We start from the raw sequence: 14,892 nt of genomic DNA on the forward strand, positions 1-14,892 counted from the left end.
GCATGACATGCTCTACTACGTGGCAACCGTCAACGAATGGATTCAAGGCGCTCGACCTCGGACGCTCCCGAACGCGATCGCACCCGTCGTGGCGGGTGTCGGATCGGCAGCCCATCTCGGTGACGTGACCTGGTGGAAGGCTGCGCTGGCGCTGATCGTCGCCCTCGCACTGATCATCGGCGTCAACTTCGCCAACGACTACTCCGACGGGATACGCGGCACCGACGACGACCGCGTCGGGCCGATGCGTCTGGTCGGCTCCCAAGCCGCCCGCGCCGGCGCGGTGAAAACCGCGGCGTTCACCTGTTTCGGGATCGCCGCCCTCGCGGGCCTCGCGATCGCGGTCACGACTGCCTACTGGCTCATCGCGGTCGGCGTGGTGTGCATCGCCGGCGCATGGTTCTACACGGGCGGCAAGAAGCCGTACGGCTACCTCGGGTTCGGTGAGGTAGCCGTATTCGTGTTCTTCGGTCTCGTCGCGGTGCTCGGCACCCAGTTCGTGACGGCCGGAAGCGTCGACTGGATCGGCGGCTTGTGTGCGGTCGCAGTCGGCTCGTTCTCCAGCGCGGTCCTCGTCGTGAACAATCTGCGCGACATTCCGACCGACCGGGAATCGGGCAAGATCACGCTCGCCGTCCGGCTCGGTGAGAACGGCACCCGCGGACTGTTCGCCTCGTTACTCGCACTGCCGTTCGTGATGACGATCGCGCTAGTGCCCGCGACGACGGCCGCTTTCGCTGGACTCATCGCCGCACCACTCGCCGTCATCGCGGTTCGTCCCGTCGTCTCGGGCGCCCGTGGCCGAGACCTCATCCCATCACTGGCGACGACCGGCATGGCGATGCTCGCATGGGCCGTCGCCACAGGTGTGGCACTCGGCCTGACCTGACCGGCCAGGCCAGAGCGCCACACCCGCTAGGGCCTCACACTGCGGCGGGCTCCAACATCGACTGGACCTTGGCCCGAAGCGTCTCGACGTCGGTGACGGACTCGATGACGGAGCGGGAGGCGTCGTCGTTCGCGTCGAGGATCCCGAGCATCAGATGCGGGACACCGATTCGGTCATCGCCTCGGGAGCGTGCGAGCATGACGGCGCAGCGGAGCGCATCGCGCACCGGGCCGTTCATTCGGGCGCGCCCTCGGCCGCGCGGGCCGCGGCGCCCCCGGCCGCCTTCCCACGGGCCGCCTTCCCACGGACCTTCACCCCACGGACCCTCGCCTCTGCGGGGGCCGGCTCCATGTCGCTGATCTTCGGGACCCCAGCCGGCCCCGCGGCCGCCGAAGCCGGGCCCACGTCCATGCGGTCCGCGGCCACGACGCTCGCCGCAATCGCGTCCACGTCCCGGACGCCTGGCGCGTTCGCCCCATCCGTCGGCGAGATCGTCGCCGAATTTCGACTGCACGGCTTCTCGGACGCGATCGAGGTCGATTCCGATACTGCGGAGCGCCTCGCGATCGTCTTCGTACCTACTGTCGACGTCGGGGGTCGACGGCTCGTCGTTGTCTTCGTGATAGTCGGCGACGACCTTGCGGGCGCCGTCGAGAGTGAATCCCAGGTCGCCGAGCACGCCGAATATGGGGTTTCGGGCGTTGCAGAGCATGCCGAGGATCAGGTGGTCGTTGCCGAACGCAGGATGGCCGAGGTCTCGTGCCTCCTGAGTGGCGAACATGAACAGTGCGCGGTCGTCGCGCGAGAAACGGTCAAACATCGTTGCCGTCCTTTCCGGCCGCCGGAGCGGCTTCTCGTTGTGAGTGCTTCTGATGCACGGCCTGACGGCTGACCTGAAGGACATCGGCAATCGCCTGCCAGCTCCACCCCATGGTGCGGGCCGAGGCCACGTGGACGTCTTCGAGGCGGTCAGCGAGTGCGCGGAGCGCACGGACCGTTCCCAGACCTACGCCGGGATCGTCACTGGCCGCTGCTCCCGCGACGGCTGCCGCGTCTGTCGTCGATTCATCGTCGTGCATGATGTCAGGTTATATTGACAACCAGTCTGCTGTCAATATTTATTGACACGGCGCCGCTGGCCGTCGGATTCACGTGACGAGACGCGGTGCCACGCGAACCATCGCCACCATCACCACGAGCTCGACCATCGTCTGGGTGACCACGACGAGAGGAGCCGGCCCGAACGCAGCGGGCAAAGCCAGGACCAGCGGCAGAACGACCAGGGAATTCCGCGTGACACCGCTGAACAGGACGCTGCGCACGCCCGGAGCATCGAGGCCGGCCAGCCGCCCCACCCCCATCCCGATCGGAACCATGACGACCGCGAACAGCGCGAACACCGGGACCACGATCGCCAGCGACGAGAACCCGTCACGTACTGCAGAGATCTGCGAGGCCACCACCACGACCAGAGTCAGCGCCATGATCGGCACCATCGCGCAGGCGACCACTCGCTCCGCACAGCGGCCCGAACGGGTGTGCGCGGCAATCCACTGGGTGAGGCCGGCGAGGACCATCGGTGCCACGATGATGAAGACGAACGCGCGCACGAATGGCTCGACGTCGATCTTCGCCGCCACATCGGCACCGACGAACAGCCAGAGGTACCCGGGCAGCAGAATCAGCTGGACCAACATCATCAGCGGGGCAGCCACCAGCAGCCTGTCGGTGGATCCGCCTGCGAGGCCGCTGAAGACGATCACGTAGTCGACGCACGGCGCCAACAACACGAACAACACACCGACCAGTAACGCCCGATCGTGTGCGACGATCCGCGACAACGCGAAGGCGACGATCGGCACCGCCACGAAGTTCACGATGAGCACCGCTGACAGGAAGCGCCAGTCGCCGATCGCCCGACCAATGCGGCCGAACGGGATCCCGAGGAACGTCGCATACAGCAACGCGACGAGCAACGGGTCGATCGCGGCAGTCGCCGGCCCGCCCACCGAGGGCGCGAGCAGTCCGACGGTCGCGCCCAATGCGAGTGCTGCGAGGCAGATCGCGACCTGGTGGCGATCGATCACCGAGGCGACCCCTCCAGTCACGGCGAACGTCTATCCGCGCCAGACGCCCGACGCGAAATACTCGGTCAACAGCGCTGTCGGTGGCTCCAGATCAAGCCCTTGGGCGGCGACCCAATCGTCGTTGAAGTAGGTGTGGTCGTATCGGTCTCCGCTGTCGCAGAGGAGAGTGACGACACTACCCGCCCGACCTTGGCGGACCATGTCGCCGATGAGTGTGCACGCACCCCAGAAATTGGTGCCAGTGGAACCGCCGACACGTCGGTCGAGACGGTCGGAGAGGAAGCGTGCCGCAGCGACCGACGCCGCGTCGGGAACCCCGATCATCGCATCGATCACCTGCGAGACGAATGACGGCTCAACGCGTGGTCTGCCGATCCCCTCGATGCGCGAGGCGCCTGTCGACACGATCGAGCCGTCGCCCGTCTCATATGCGGGCAGAAAGACCGAGTTCTCGACGTCGACGACGGCCAACCGCGTGTCGTGCTGCTGATAACGGAGGTAGCGACCGAACGTCGCCGATGTCCCGCCGGTACCCGCACCGACGACGATCCACTCCGGTACCGGGTGCGGTTCACGCGCCATCTGGGCGAACACCGATTCGGCGATGTTGTTGTTGCCGCGCCAGTCCGTGGCCCGTTCGGCCATCGTGAACTGGTCGATGAAGTGACCGCCGAGCTCGCGTTCCAGCCGTTGAGCGACCGTGTAGATCTCGGTCGGCGAGTCGACGAAATGACACATCCCGCCCTGCCCCTCGATCAGCTCAGTCTTACTCGGCGACGTACCCTTGACCATCACGGCGACGAACGGAACGCCGATCAGCTTCGCGAAGTACGCCTCCGACACCGCCGTCGACCCGGATGACGCCTCGATGACCGTCGTCCCGGGCGTGATCCATCCGTTGCACAGCGCGTACAGGAACAACGACCGGGCGAGCCGATGCTTCAACGAACCGGTCGGATGCGTCGACTCGTCCTTCAAGTACAGATCGACACCGCCCGCAGGCGTGCGGGACCAGTCGGGGAGGTCGACCTTCAACAGGTGCGTGTCGGCGCTGCGCAGACCGTCGGCTTCGATGCGGCGCACGGCGTCGGCCGTCCACGACCGATCGCTTGCGTGCTCGACCCGTGAACTAGTCACCCGCATGCTCGACTCGGCTTCCGATCGCTCGCGCGCTCGAGTCCACTTGTCGTCACTTCTCGTCGCCTCGCAGGCGCGACTGGATGTCGGCCTGGCGCGCACTGCGCTCGGCGTCGACCCTGGCGATCTGATCGTTGACGCGCAGCCGTAACGTCTTGAACAGCACCATTCCCAGCGGGAGGGCGATCAGGACGCCGAACACGGCAGCCACGAGGACGGGGACGTCGACGCCGACCGCTTGGCCGACGTAATAGATGATCACAGCGAGAGCGACGACCAATACGAGCCGCGCCGCCGTGTACAGGAGGACAGCGACGATGAGCGTCCCCATCGTGGCGGGCGCGTCCTGATTCGACGGCGTGGAGGCGGAACGATCTTCACTCATGGTTCCAGGATACGTCCCCGCTCGAGCCGGCCTACTCGGCGTCTGAGCAGTCAGCCCGGTCCAGCCGATAGGACCCCTACTCCCCCACCTAACGGACATTACGGTCTCTTTACTTACACCTGACTGTTCGAGCAACCACCCCATCGGCGTGTACAGATGGAACATGACCGGGCGATCGGCAGTGCAGCCCGCCGGAGTCAACGGAACGTCACACCACCAACAGGAGGGTCTCACCCAATGACCGCAATCGCCGAGAACGACGAGCAGACCGGCATGATCACGCCTGCGCTGGCCACCCAGCACAATCTGACCCCGGGTCAAGTGGCCGCGATGTTCAACGTCAACCCGAAGACCGTCGCACGCTGGGCATCGTCCGGCGTCCTGAGGTCGATCCGCACGCCGGGCGGGCACCGCAGGTTCCGTGAGGCTGACGTCGTCGCCCTCCTCAACCGTTCCTGATACTTCCTCGACCGTCCTGCATTAAAGACGGCGGGCGAGCGACATTACGGCCACCTCCCTGGAGTTCCGAGTACCGTGGACTCAAAGGAGGTGGCCGTTGTCATGGGTTTCGTATTCGTCGCAGTTCTGATCTGCGCCATCGCGTTCGTGGGCTGGCGACTCGTCGGTCTGCAACAGTCGTCGTCCGAGCAGCATGTCCCCGACTATCGCCGCAAGCAGGCGCCCAAGGGACCAGACGACGATCCGGACTTCCTACAGAATCTGTGACAGCCCTTGAGCCCAGTGATGATCAGAGCCCGGCGTACGAGTGCAAGCCCGAGACGACGAGGTTGATCGCGAACAGGTTGAACAGGAGCGCCACGAACCCCGCGACGTTGATCCACGCAGCGGTGTTGCGCCATCCGGCAGTCGCCCTGGCGTGCAGGTACGCCGCATAGACGATCCACGCGATGAACGACACCGTCTCCTTCGGGTCCCAGCCCCAGAAGCGGCCCCACGCCGATTCGGCCCAGATCGCACCGCAGATGACACCGAGGCCGAACAGCGGGAACCCGATCACCACACACTTGTAGGCGAGTCGGTCCAGCGCCTCGGACGACGGAAGATGCCCGAGCAGGCGACTCAGCCCCCCGGCGAACCCCTTCGCGGTCTCGTCGGCTTCGAGGTTCCACTTCTGCTTCACCAAGAACAGGATGCTGGCCACACCGGAGACGAGCAGAATGCCCGACGAGATCGAGATGATCGACACGTGAATCGCGAGCCAGTAGGACTTCAGGGCGGGCACCACCGGGGCGGGCACCGTGTACAAGAACTTGCCTGCGATGAACATGAGCAGGACCACGGGGACCAGAACGAAGCTCAGCAGCGGACGCTGCTCGCGGCGGCGTAGCACGACGACGCCCGCGACGACACACGCGATGCACGTCAACGAGATGAACTCGTACATGTTGCCCCACGGGGCGCGATCGGTCGCCACCCCGCGCAGCACGATCGATGCCAGGTGGGCGGCTAAGCCGACCCAGACGACCGGGTACGCCATCGCACCGAGGCGTTCCCCGGCGGCACGACGCGGCGCAGGGCGCGCGACGCGTCCGGGTACGCGGTCCTCTGTGGAGACGCTCGCGCCGGCTCCGACGAGTTCCCGGTCCTGAGCCTTCTCGATCTTGGCGAATCGGGCCGAAGCCAGCGATGCGAGGAACAAGATCATCGCGATCACGTACACGGTGATCGCGGTGGCGTAGAACCAGTCGGAGTACTGGCCCAGCGTCTCGTTGACGTACGCCGATTCTTCCATCAGTGATCCCTCTTCTCGAGCTCGCGCATCACAGTCGGGCGCGCTTGTCGGCCGTGGTCAACAGATCTCGCGCCTGGTCTTCGAAACCTTCGCCCCAGCCGGCCTGATCGGTGCGAGCCAGCCCGGCGACCTCTACTACAGTACGTCGGACTTCGGAGTTTTCAATACCGTCTTCGCCCTTGGCCGGCACTAGCCTCGCCCAGATCCGGCGTCGACGGATCATCAACGAGACCACCAGCCCGAGGACCATCGCGACGGCGGACACCAGAACCCATGTCTGCGCCGGATCGTGCGACACCTGTATCGACACCCACCGCTTGTAGCCGTCGAACGAGACGCGAGTGCCATCCTCGAGGGTCACGTCCTTGCCGACCTCGAGGTTGACCGACGCCTTTTGGTTGAGTCGTCCCTGGTCGACGAGGTTCTGGTCGAGCGAGTACACGTTCTGCGGCGTCCCAGAGTCGATGCCCGTGTCGCCCTCGTAGACCCGGACCGCGACTGTCGGATCGGCGACGATCGGCGAGCGCGAGTCGAGGAGGCCGCCGTGGCCGAACGCAGGGTCCGGCGCGAACAGGCCCTGGATCGCGACCTGGTTCTTTCGACGTTCGTCCGGGTTCGGGAACATGCCTGCCGGCGTCTCGAACCGTAATGCGCCCTCGGACAACATAGTCTGCGTCGACTGCGGCAGAAAGGGTGCGGTCTGGGTCCGTCGGTCACCGTTCGGGAAGGTGACGGTGAATGTCGGAGCGAAGCCGTTGCCCAGCACGTAGACGCGGTCGCCTGCGATGCGTAACGGCTTGTTGACCTGTACCGACGTCGTCGGCCATGAGTCAGGCGACGACGTCACATCGGTCGTGTACGCGACCTTCGCGTCGTACATGTCTGGCTGCCCATTCGGCAGGAACGTGGCCGAGAAGTCGTCGACGCGGAAGCAGAACGGCGCGAGTCCGGTGCCGTCGACGAGCGCACCCGAGCGGAACGTGTCGTAAACGGCGGTCGAGGTGTTGCACAGAACCTGTTCGCCGTCGGCGACGAGAGTGCGCGAGCCCTCGTACCCGAACATCTTGCCTGCCGCGAGCGCGACGAGGAGCGCGAGCAACGCGAAGTGGAAGACGAGGTTGCCGAACTCGCGAAGGTATCCCTTCTCAGCCGACACTTCGACGGCGCCGTCGGGGTAGCGTGCGGACGGCTCGACGACGCGGGTCCGCTTGCGCCACCCCCGAAGGTTGCCGGTGATCGTGTCGGCGACCGTTTCCGGGTCGCCGTCGACGGTCTCGGTGATATGTCGCGGCAGTCGGGCCAGATTGCGGGGCGCGGCGACCGGCGGCGTCCGGAACGCCTTGTAGTGCTCCCAGATGCGGGGTGTGAGGCAGCCGACGAGCGAGATGAACAGGAGCAGGTAGATCGCGGTGAACCAACTCGACGAGAAGACGTCGAAGAGTTGGACGCGGTCCATCCATTCCCCGAGCGTGCCCTTGTCGGCGATGTAGGCGTTCGTCTTCTGCTCGTTAAGTTCGCGCTGCGGCAGCAACGCTCCGGGGATCGCGGCGAGGGCGAGCAGGAACAGCAGCGCGAGCGCCGTGCGCATCGAGGTGAGTCCGCGCCACGTCTTACGGAGCGGGGCCACCACGAATCGCTGAAACGGGCTCTGCGACGCGCTCATACCGGCAACTCCACATCGTTCATGAGATTGAGTCGGAACCAGTCGACGACCTCGTTCCACATCCCGGTGACCAGCAGGACACCGACTGCGATGAGCGCGACGCCACCGATGATCTGGATGGTGCGCGCGTGTCGTCGGATGAATCCGAGGCTCCGGACCGCCCACGCCGACGAGGCGGCGAGGATGAGGAACGGGATACCCAGCCCGAGACAGTACGCCGTCACCAGGAGTGCGCCACGCCACGCCGACGGCCCCTCGGTCGCCATCGAGACGCTCAACACTGCGCCGAGCGTCGCACTGCTGCACGGGATCCAGCCGACGGCGAACACTGCGCCGAGGATCGGCGCGCCGATCACATTCGAGTAGCGGCGCGGCGCCACCCGGCGGTCACGCTGCAGAAACGGGATCATGCCGAGAAAGACCAACCCCATCACGATGGTGATGACACCGCCGATGCGCTGCATCAGTTCGAGGCGGTCGGTGTCCAGGAACACCGACGTGACCCCGAATATCGCGGCGGTCGCCATCACGTACACGGCGGTGAAGCCGAGCACGAACAGCCCTGCCGCGCCGACGACGCGCCAGCGGCCGACTTTGCGGTCCTCGCCGACCGAGACCGCCGGGGCCTCGGCGCCGACGAGCCCGGCGAGGTACGACAGGTAGCCGGGAACGAGGGGAACCACGCACGGTGAGGCGAAGGACACGAACCCGGTGATCACGCACGCGCCGAGCGCGAGCAGCAGCGGTCCGGAGACCACCGTCGTCGCGAACGAGTTACCGACGTCGGCCAGGTTCGTCCCGATCATCGGGGCGGCTGCTGGGTCTGGGAGTTCTGATCAGCAGGCTGTTCGTTCGCGACGGCGAGCACCGCGGCGGTCAGCTCTTTCTCGGTGATCGCCTTGAGGAAGACCTTCGCAGGACGGTGCTGCCGGTCGAGGACCACAGTGGTGGGGACGGCTCCGACGGGCACTCCGAGAGCAGCGAGCGACGCACCGCCGTAGTCGTACATCGACCGGTAGCTCACCTTGTTGTCGCTGAAGAAGTCCTGCGCGTTCGACTTGGTGTCCCGGAAGTCGATGCCGAGAAACGTCACGTCCTCGTTCTTGGTCTTCTGATAGACGGCCTCGAGTTCGGTGAACTCCTTACGGCACGGCGCACACCACGAGGCCCACACGTTGATCACGACGACCTGATCGGCGAACTCCGCCAGGTCGATGTCTTCACCGGTCAGCAGGTCGGGCGCAGTCACGTTCCCGGCCGCCTTGCGGTCGCTCGGGGGATAGTCGATGACGAGCTTGCCGTCCGGCGACACGAACTGATTGCTCTGGTTCTGTGCGACGGCGTCGTCGCCGGTACTGCACGCGGTGACCAGTCCGACGGATGCGATCACCGCGAGGACAGCGACCGATACCCGGTGTGGACGCCGCATCCCGCTCACGCTCCGGTCAGGCGCGGGTCGGAGGCGCCTGCAGGCTCCGAGTACACGATGTCGACGAGCTCGTCGTCGTCGTAGACGAGGCTGGTCAGCGACGCAAGCGAACACTGGCGGATCCGCGGGTCGTGCCACAGGCGACGGCCTTCGAGGAACCGACGCAGGGTGTACACGGGGAGCTGGTGGCTCACGCACACCGCCTCATGACCGCGTGCGGCGTCGCGCGCCTCGTTCGCCGAGGCGAGCATCCGGTGGGCGATGTTGATGTACGGCTCGCCCCACGACGGGGTGAACGGATTACGCAGCTTGGGCCAGTGCCGTGGCTGGGTGAGCGCTCCGTCACCCACAGCCACCCGCAGGCCTTCGAACTGATTTCCCGCCTCGATCAAGTTGTCGATGGTCTCGGTCTTCAGCCCGTGCGACGTCGAGATCGGGGCAGCCGTCTCCTGCGCGCGCTGCAGAGGTGAGGCGAACACGTGGGTGATGTCGTGGTCGGCGAGCGCGCTGCCGACCCGCTCGGCCTGCTCTCGTCCGTTGTCGGCGAGCCGGAATCCGGGGAGCCGACCGTACAGGATGCCTTCGGGGTTATGGACCTCGCCGTGGCGCAGCATGTGGACTATCGTCTTCATCGGTCTCCCTCTCCGGGTGCGACGGCAGCGGCCGCGGCTGCGGCTGCGGCGGGCAGTGCTTCGGCGATCCTCGAGAACGCGGCGTCGTCGAGGACCGCGGATACGAACCAGGCTTCGAACGCACTCGGCGGCGCGTAGACGCCGCGTTCGAGGAGCGCGTGGAAGAACGGGGCAAACCGCCAGGTCTGCGAGGCCTTGACGCCCGCATAGTCGGTGAGCGGGCCGTCGGACTCGGTGAATGTGAAGCTCACGAGATTGCCTGCCTTCTGCACCTGGTGGGCGACGGACGCCTCGGTGAGCGCGTCACTGACGAGCCCGGCGAGCCGGTCGGCGTTGGCGTCGAGCCGTTCGTAGACGTCGGCTGTGGCGTTGCGCAACGTCGCGAGTCCTGCGGCGACCGCGACCGGGTTTCCGGACAGGGTCCCGGCCTGATAGACGGGGCCGGTCGGCGCCAGATGCTCCATGACGTCGGCACGTCCGCCGAACGCCGCCGCGGGCAGACCGCCGCTCATCACCTTGCCGAAGGTGTAGAGGTCGCCAGCGACGCCGTCGATGCCGTAGTAGCCGGCCGGACTCGCCCGGAACCCGGTCATCACCTCGTCCATGACGAGGAGCGCACCGTGGCGCGCGGTGACCGCGCGGAGCCCCTCATTGAACCCCGGCTGCGGTGCGACGGCGCCCATATTGCCCGCGGCGGCCTCGGTGATGACGGCGGCGATGTCGTCGCCGTGCTCGGCGAACGCCGCCTCGACGGCTGCGAGGTCGTTGTACGGCAGCACGAGTGTGTCGTGCGCCGCGGCGCCGGTGACACCCGGCGACGTAGGAAGACCGAGGGTCGCGACACCCGATCCGGCGTCAGCGAGCAGCGCGTCGACGTGACCGTGATAACAGCCGGAGAACTTCACGATCTTGCTGCGGCCGGTGAATCCCCGTGCCAGGCGTACCGCCGACATCGTCGCCTCGGTGCCCGAGTTGACGAGGCGAACGCGCGCGACGGGGTCGACCCGATCGATGATCTCCTCGGCGAGTTCGATCTCGCCGAGGGTCGGCGCTCCGAACGACAATCCACCGACAGCTGCGCTTCGGACAGCGTCGACCACCGCCGGATGAGCGTGGCCGAGAATCATCGGCCCCCACGAACACACCAGGTCGACGTACTGATTTCCGTCGACATCGGTCAACGTACAGCCGGCGGCCTCGGAGATGAATCGGGGGGTGCCGCCGACCGCGGAGAATGCGCGGACCGGCGAGTTGACCCCGCCCGGGACGGCGTGTGCGGCGCGGGCGAACAGTTCGTCGCTGCGCGCCGTGTTCGGACCGGGGGTATTCGCTGAGACGGCCATGACTTCCAGTGTCCCAAAAGCTACCCGCTCGGCCCAATCGCCAAAGGTTCGTCTCAGGTTCGCTCGACTCGCTCGCCCTACGATCTGAGAGCACTATCGACGGCATCGGCCAGTGCGCGCTGTCCCGCTTCATTCGGATGCATGGTGACTCGCGCCGTTGTCCCGGTCATCGGTTCGATCCACCGGACACCCTCCGGCGCGCACGCGTCGTGCCCGTCCGAACGCTGTGCCATGCCGACGAACGTCGCTCCGGTCTCGGCCGCGGCCTTCGCGATCGCATCGTTCAGACGCCCCTGGACGCGCCGCACGAACGCGATGTCGCCGTCGGCGATCCGAACCTTCGGACGACACGACTGATCCGCCGGCACCAGCCACGGATAGCCTGCGATGACGACCCGCGCGCGGGGTGCTCGCTCGGCGATGTCACGCAGAGCCCGTTCGACGGCCGGTTCGATCTCCTCGTCGACGGCTCGGGTCGGGTCGCCCCCCAGTTCTGCGCGACACGGCGCGCCATCGGGATCCGACGGTTCGACGCGCGCGCAGTCGCCGACGAGCGTCGAGTAGAGGGTCGCGTCGTTTCCGCCGAGCATGAGCGTCACGAGGTCGGTGTCTCGGGTCAGCGCATCCAACTGCGGTCCGACCCCCTCGTACTGGCCGTCGTAGAGGCTCTTCGTCCAGGCACCTGCGCACGAGACGTCAGTGAGTCGGTAACCGTGGCGCGCCGCGACGAGCTCACCGAAGTTCAGCGACGACTGCTGGCAGGTGAACTGAGCATCCGGGACCAACGGTTCAGTACCCGCACCGGACGCGAAGCTGTCCCCCAGGTGGACCTGATGAAACTGCGCGGCCTGTGGTGTGCCCGAATCGGGTGTTCGATCCGCACGCCACCAGAGCACGCCCGCAGCGCACAGGACGACGACCATCGCGACGATCACTGCGATCAGTGATCTCTTATTGCCGTCACGCACCCTTCGACGACGTTCCTTTGGGCGGCAGGCCCATCGCAATGGCGAGGTGTGCCTCGGTGAGTTCGGTGCGGAACCGTTCGACGTCGCGGGCCCACGCCTGGGCGAGCTTGCCGTCCGCCATCTTCACACCGATGCCCTTGCGACGCCGAGGGACGGCATGGAGTTCGCCGAGCGCCGGCGCACTCTCCCAGTCCTGGGCGTCGGGTCCGGTGTTCTCCGGGTAGATCTTCGTGATCTCGGCAAGGTCGACGACTCGCGTCCCCTGCCGCAGTGTCTGCTCGGTCAGTCGCACCGAGACGTGCCTTCGCGCCGCGACCACCTGCATGATCGAGAAGCCGATGAGGATCACTCCGAAGATCGTGAGGACCTCCCAGTGGATCCGGCCGCCACCCGCGATCTCCAACGCCAAGGTCAGGGCCAGCATCACCGGTCCGATCGCGATGATCCACTTGCTGCCGCCCTCCTCGTAGAAGAGGGTCTCACCGCGTTCGGGGACTGCCCACTCGCGTTTTTCTCCGGCGTCATCGGCCGGTTCGTCCCCGTCGAGGTCGTCACCGGCCGGCTCGTCGTTCGCGTCCAGCTGGTCCTCACCATCGAGTTCGTCACGCTCGTCGTGCTCACCGCTCACGCGGCACCCCCGGCGTCGTCGGACGATTTGTGCCCCGCCGACGCCCTGTCAGTCTGTGGCCCGCAGTCTCCGTCGAGCTGACATTTGAACCAGGCATCCGAGGCCGGTCGGTACGCGAGCACCGATCCGGCGAGCCCGATCACCGCGACAGCCAGCACGATGGCCAGGCCCGGGCTCTGAAACCCAATAGTCAACGGCAGCAGCAATGCGACGATCACGCACGTCAACGCCGACAGGGACGACCGCCACTGGAGTTCGCCGCGGTATGTCTTGGCTCCGAGGAGGAAATAGGCGACGCCGACGATGACGATGAGGACTCCGATCGCCAACGGACCGAACTCGAGGCCGACCGAGACCGAGTGATCGACGATGGTGAGCACACCGAGAGCGACGAGCAGCGCGCCCGAGATCATCCACAACCGCAGGGCCCAGCCCACCAGGGACGGTCGGTCGTCGGGATTCGGCTTCTGCTCACGCAGACGGGTTCTGAACTCGATCATCCTCGCACCCCACCGTTCTGTCGCTTGCGGTCTCGCCAGATTGCCATGTCGCGGCAGTAGGCCGTGGTGTCTTTGTTCATCAACGCGACGAGCACTCCGATCGCGGCGACGCCGCCGACGATGCCGAACACGCTGGCCCATGCGGGCGCCGCCACGCGCTCACCGGAATCACTGTCGCTGAACATCGACAGCACGCTGAACACCAGTTCCACCACGAGGAAGGCGCTGAACACTCCGAGTCCTTGGCGCGCCCAGTTACGACCGTCCCAGAAGAATTTCAGGAATGTCAGGGCGATCGCGGTCAGGATCACGCAGACCAGGACCATCGACAGAACGGCCATCACGGTCGGCGACGCGGGCATCTCCTGTCCCTGTTTCTCGGCCATGTCTTCGAGGACTGTGCGGGACTGATCCAACACCACCGGATACTGCGCGATCGCAGCGATCAGCTGCGCGACGATCACCGCGCACCAGAGCTCGACGGCCAGTCGCACACTGTCTGGTCTGGTCGGCACGTCCGGTGTGCCAGGATCGGTGGCAGTCATGGTTCCAGAGTAATGGGTCTACCCAAGAAGACGCTCAGACAAGCGCCGCGCGACGTCGACGGCCGCATACGTCAGGATGATCGACGCTCCAGCGCGTGCGATCGACAGCACCGCCTCGTCGAATGCTGCGTCAGCGTCGATCCAACCATTGGCTCCCGCACCCGCGATCATCGCGTACTCGCCGCTGATCTGATATGCCACGACGGGCGCATCGGTGCGGTCGGCGACGTCCCGGACAATGTCCAGGTAGCTCATCGCCGGTTTCACCATCACCATGTCCGCGCCCTCGTCGAGGTCGGCGAGCAGTTCGCGAGCCGATTCGAGGCGGTTGGCCGCGTCCTGCTGGTAAGTGCGACGGTCACCCTGCAGGGACGAGCCGACGGCCTCCCGGAAGGGGCCGTAGAACGCCGACGCGTATTTGGCCGTGTAGGCGAGGATCGAGACGTCGGTGAACCCGGCGCCGTCGAGAGCGGCGCGGATCGCTGCGACCTGGCCGTCCATCATGCCGCTCGGTGCGACGACGTGCGCACCGGCTCGAGCCTGCGCGATGGCCATCGACTCGTAGCGCGGCAGGGTCGCATCGTTGTCGACGCGCCCGCTCTCGTCGAGGACCCCGCAGTGCCCGTGATCGGTGAACTCGTCCAGGCAGGTGTCGGCCATGATGACCGTCGACTCGCCGAGTTCAGCGCGCAGCAGGCCGAGGGCACGATTGAGGACGCCGTCCGGGTCGTCTCCGACCGAGCCGACCGCGTCCTTGTCGGCGGGCTCGGGGACGCCGAACAGCATCAGGCCGCCGACACCCGCCGCGACCGCTTCACGGGCCGCGACGAGGAGAGAGTCGAGGGTGTGCTGCATGACGCCCGGCATCGACGAGATGGGCCGGGGTGCGTCGATGCCGTCGGCGACGAACATCGGCAGCACCAGCTGTGCCGG

19 protein-coding genes are annotated in these 14,892 nt (G+C 66.4%); 3 read left to right on the forward strand and 16 right to left on the reverse strand.

Annotated elements, in window-relative coordinates; all coding sequences use genetic code 11:
* The first annotated feature begins 19 nt into the window (after nucleotides 1–19).
* Nucleotides 20–889, forward strand: a complete 870-nt coding sequence (locus tag ACTIMF_RS15955; RefSeq protein ID WP_442351287.1) for a 1,4-dihydroxy-2-naphthoate polyprenyltransferase — start codon at nucleotides 20–22, stop codon at nucleotides 887–889.
* 34 nt (nucleotides 890–923) lie between these two features.
* Here the strand turns inward: ACTIMF_RS15955 and ACTIMF_RS15960 are convergent, their stop codons facing one another.
* The 5 genes from ACTIMF_RS15960 to ACTIMF_RS15980 all read right to left on the reverse strand — a co-directional run bounded on the left by ACTIMF_RS15960 (nucleotide 924) and on the right by ACTIMF_RS15980 (nucleotide 4,498).
* Nucleotides 924–1,709, reverse strand: coding sequence for a Clp protease N-terminal domain-containing protein (locus ACTIMF_RS15960; RefSeq protein ID WP_442351267.1), 786 nt, complete (start codon nucleotides 1,707–1,709; stop codon nucleotides 924–926).
* Complete coding sequence (locus ACTIMF_RS15965) at nucleotides 1,702–1,968, reverse strand: helix-turn-helix domain-containing protein (RefSeq protein ID WP_442351268.1); 267 nt, start codon at nucleotides 1,966–1,968, stop codon at nucleotides 1,702–1,704. The genes ACTIMF_RS15960 and ACTIMF_RS15965 overlap by 8 nt, the downstream gene beginning before the upstream one ends.
* Nucleotides 1,969–2,037: 69 nt before the next feature.
* Nucleotides 2,038–2,997, reverse strand: coding sequence for an arsenic resistance protein (locus ACTIMF_RS15970; RefSeq protein ID WP_442351269.1), 960 nt, complete (start codon nucleotides 2,995–2,997; stop codon nucleotides 2,038–2,040).
* A gap of 9 nt (nucleotides 2,998–3,006) precedes the next feature.
* Nucleotides 3,007–4,119, reverse strand: a complete 1,113-nt coding sequence (locus ACTIMF_RS15975; protein ID WP_442351270.1) for a PLP-dependent cysteine synthase family protein — start codon at nucleotides 4,117–4,119, stop codon at nucleotides 3,007–3,009.
* A 46-nt stretch (nucleotides 4,120–4,165) separates the two neighbouring features.
* Entirely contained in the window at nucleotides 4,166–4,498 is a 333-nt protein-coding gene (locus ACTIMF_RS15980; RefSeq protein WP_442351271.1) for a DUF4229 domain-containing protein, read from the reverse strand.
* Between the two features lie 237 nt (nucleotides 4,499–4,735).
* On the opposite strand from ACTIMF_RS15980, the gene ACTIMF_RS15985 reads away from it, so the two are divergent.
* Entirely contained in the window at nucleotides 4,736–4,957 is a 222-nt protein-coding gene (locus ACTIMF_RS15985; RefSeq protein ID WP_442351272.1) for a BldC family transcriptional regulator, read from the forward strand.
* A gap of 75 nt (nucleotides 4,958–5,032) precedes the next feature.
* On the forward strand, nucleotides 5,033–5,224 hold the full coding sequence (locus ACTIMF_RS15990; RefSeq protein WP_442351273.1) for a hypothetical protein: 192 nt from the start codon (nucleotides 5,033–5,035) through the stop codon (nucleotides 5,222–5,224).
* 22 nt (nucleotides 5,225–5,246) lie between these two features.
* On the opposite strand, the gene ccsB is transcribed toward ACTIMF_RS15990, so the two are convergent.
* The 11 genes from ccsB to hemB all read right to left on the reverse strand — a co-directional run.
* Nucleotides 5,247–6,251, reverse strand: coding sequence for a c-type cytochrome biogenesis protein CcsB (gene ccsB, locus ACTIMF_RS15995; protein WP_442351274.1), 1,005 nt, complete (start codon nucleotides 6,249–6,251; stop codon nucleotides 5,247–5,249).
* Between the two features lie 28 nt (nucleotides 6,252–6,279).
* Nucleotides 6,280–7,914 (reverse strand): cytochrome c biogenesis protein ResB, encoded by a 1,635-nt coding sequence (resB, locus tag ACTIMF_RS16000; RefSeq protein WP_442351275.1) that lies wholly within the window; start codon nucleotides 7,912–7,914, stop codon nucleotides 6,280–6,282.
* The gene (locus ACTIMF_RS16005) at nucleotides 7,911–8,720 is read right to left on the reverse strand and encodes a cytochrome c biogenesis CcdA family protein (RefSeq protein ID WP_442351276.1); all 810 of its coding nucleotides are present in this window, start codon (nucleotides 8,718–8,720) and stop codon (nucleotides 7,911–7,913) included. The genes resB and ACTIMF_RS16005 overlap by 4 nt, the downstream gene beginning before the upstream one ends.
* A complete protein-coding gene (locus ACTIMF_RS16010; RefSeq protein WP_442351277.1) occupies nucleotides 8,717–9,343 on the reverse strand; it encodes a TlpA family protein disulfide reductase in 627 nt (208 codons plus the stop codon). Before ACTIMF_RS16010 ends, ACTIMF_RS16005 begins: the two co-directional genes overlap by 4 nt.
* 5 nt (nucleotides 9,344–9,348) lie before the next feature.
* On the reverse strand, nucleotides 9,349–9,975 hold the full coding sequence (locus ACTIMF_RS16015; protein ID WP_442351278.1) for a histidine phosphatase family protein: 627 nt from the start codon (nucleotides 9,973–9,975) through the stop codon (nucleotides 9,349–9,351).
* The gene (gene hemL, locus ACTIMF_RS16020; RefSeq protein WP_442351279.1) at nucleotides 9,972–11,318 is read right to left on the reverse strand and encodes a glutamate-1-semialdehyde 2,1-aminomutase; all 1,347 of its coding nucleotides are present in this window, start codon (nucleotides 11,316–11,318) and stop codon (nucleotides 9,972–9,974) included. The genes ACTIMF_RS16015 and hemL overlap by 4 nt, the downstream gene beginning before the upstream one ends.
* 77 nt (nucleotides 11,319–11,395) lie before the next feature.
* Entirely contained in the window at nucleotides 11,396–12,286 is an 891-nt protein-coding gene (locus tag ACTIMF_RS16025) for an SGNH/GDSL hydrolase family protein (protein WP_442351280.1), read from the reverse strand.
* A complete protein-coding gene (locus tag ACTIMF_RS16030) occupies nucleotides 12,279–12,914 on the reverse strand; it encodes a DUF3093 domain-containing protein (RefSeq protein WP_442351281.1) in 636 nt (211 codons plus the stop codon). The genes ACTIMF_RS16025 and ACTIMF_RS16030 overlap by 8 nt, the downstream gene beginning before the upstream one ends.
* Nucleotides 12,911–13,414 carry a hypothetical protein gene (locus tag ACTIMF_RS16035; protein ID WP_442351282.1) on the reverse strand — a complete coding sequence of 168 codons (504 nt, stop codon included), beginning with the start codon at nucleotides 13,412–13,414 and terminating at the stop codon, nucleotides 12,911–12,913. Before ACTIMF_RS16035 ends, ACTIMF_RS16030 begins: the two co-directional genes overlap by 4 nt.
* Complete coding sequence (locus tag ACTIMF_RS16040) at nucleotides 13,411–13,959, reverse strand: hypothetical protein (protein WP_442351283.1); 549 nt, start codon at nucleotides 13,957–13,959, stop codon at nucleotides 13,411–13,413. Before ACTIMF_RS16040 ends, ACTIMF_RS16035 begins: the two co-directional genes overlap by 4 nt.
* Nucleotides 13,960–13,977: 18 nt before the next feature.
* Nucleotides 13,978–14,892 (reverse strand): porphobilinogen synthase (gene hemB, locus ACTIMF_RS16045; RefSeq protein ID WP_442351284.1); only part of this gene is annotated, 915 nt, incomplete at its 5' end.

Origin of the sequence: Gordonia sp. (in: high G+C Gram-positive bacteria) (genome assembly GCF_052106715.1) — a bacterium.
Taxonomy (GTDB): Bacteria; Actinomycetota; Actinomycetes; order Mycobacteriales; family Mycobacteriaceae; genus Gordonia.